The organism is Exiguobacterium sp. AB2 (assembly GCF_000696055.1).
In the GTDB taxonomy this organism is placed as follows: domain Bacteria; phylum Bacillota; class Bacilli; order Exiguobacteriales; family Exiguobacteriaceae; genus Exiguobacterium; species Exiguobacterium alkaliphilum.
Window position 1 is genome coordinate 1 of record NZ_JNAA01000113.1, and the last position, 1272, is coordinate 1272.

A 1272-nucleotide genomic window follows, 5' to 3' on the forward strand; every position below is an offset into this window, starting at 1 on the left:
TTTCGTTTGTTTTCGGTCTCCTCACGTCGCCGTTCTAAACGTTCGACTTGTCGCATCATGCGTTCGATGAGTTTTTCGATTTCACGATCGAGGCCATTCACCTTATCAAGTGACTCATTAATTCGTCCATGCATCGTCCATTCGGAGAAGATGTCATCGAGGAAATAGTCCGCGAACTGAATGAGCGATCCACGTTCAACGTGTAAGCCGCTGACGACTTCTTTCACGTCATCGAGTTCCCGCGAGAAGCGTTCAAGCGCGGATTGAAGTTCATGCATCGTTCGTTCAGAGGCGTCAATGGCATCATGTTTCATCGCTGTCGCAATCAACCCACCGCCGAAGAACGTGTCATACGTCGACCACCCTTTCGCGCTGTCGAGATGTTTAAGCGTCTTCGCGATCGCTGCACGAGCCGACCGTCCTGCAACAATGGCTTCATTGTATTCAATTAACGCCTCACTCGTATCTGCCTGTTCGTCTGTGAGACGATACAACGTTTCTCTAACGTCGGGATCTTGTTTTAGCCGAGCTTCTTTCGCTTCCAAAAATCGTTCCCATTCCGTATCGATGTCTCTATACACTTCAAACGTCTCGCGAAGATCGCGGCGTTCGAGCTCCAACTCATCAATCATCTTCTCATGTACTCGTAACTTCAATTCGGCCCGGGCTGCCTCTTCCAATTCGATTGTTTTTTGTTCATTGAACGTCCCGCGAAACTTTCGCCACGTATTAACGAGCGAGAACGACTCTAAATCATACACGTCACGCTGTTCTTTCGTGAAGGAGTTTAGCAGTTGCTTTCGCACCGTTTCATGTTCGGCAATTTGTTTATCAAGTGTTTTCAACTTGCGAGTGAGTCGATTTCGTTCAGAGAGACGCTGTTGCAAATCAAGTTGTTGTTGATGAAAATCGGTCATGTTAGGTTCTCCTTTCGCTTGCTTTGAGGTCTTCGTTCTATCGGTCTCTTATCTGTACGAAAGAACGTCTCGAAAGTTTCAGTCTGAACGACAAAAAAGGACGATCGAGCATTTGCTCAATCGTCCTTTGCGCTGGCCGAGCAACGTCCTATCCTCACAGGGGGAAACCCCCAACTACTTTCGGCGCTGAAGTACTTAACTTCCGTGTTCGGCATGGGAACGGGTGTGACCACTTCGCTATCGCCACTAGACAATTATTATATTAGCATATGTTTTGCGTTACGTCAACTGTCTACATACATTACATAAGAAAAACGATCGAGCGCTATGCTCGACCGTCTCATGTTGCCTGGCA

The 1272-nt window shown here is 47.5% G+C and carries 1 protein-coding gene and 1 rRNA gene; both read right to left on the reverse strand.

The window, feature by feature from the left end; translation table 11 throughout:
* The coding region (locus tag DI14_RS14785) for a hypothetical protein (protein WP_034809926.1) at positions 1–917 on the reverse strand (917 nt) is incomplete at its 3' end.
* 135 nt (positions 918–1052) lie between these two features.
* Positions 1053–1168: ribosomal RNA gene (gene rrf, locus DI14_RS14790) — 5S ribosomal RNA — on the reverse strand.
* Positions 1169–1272: the final 104 nt, after the last annotated feature.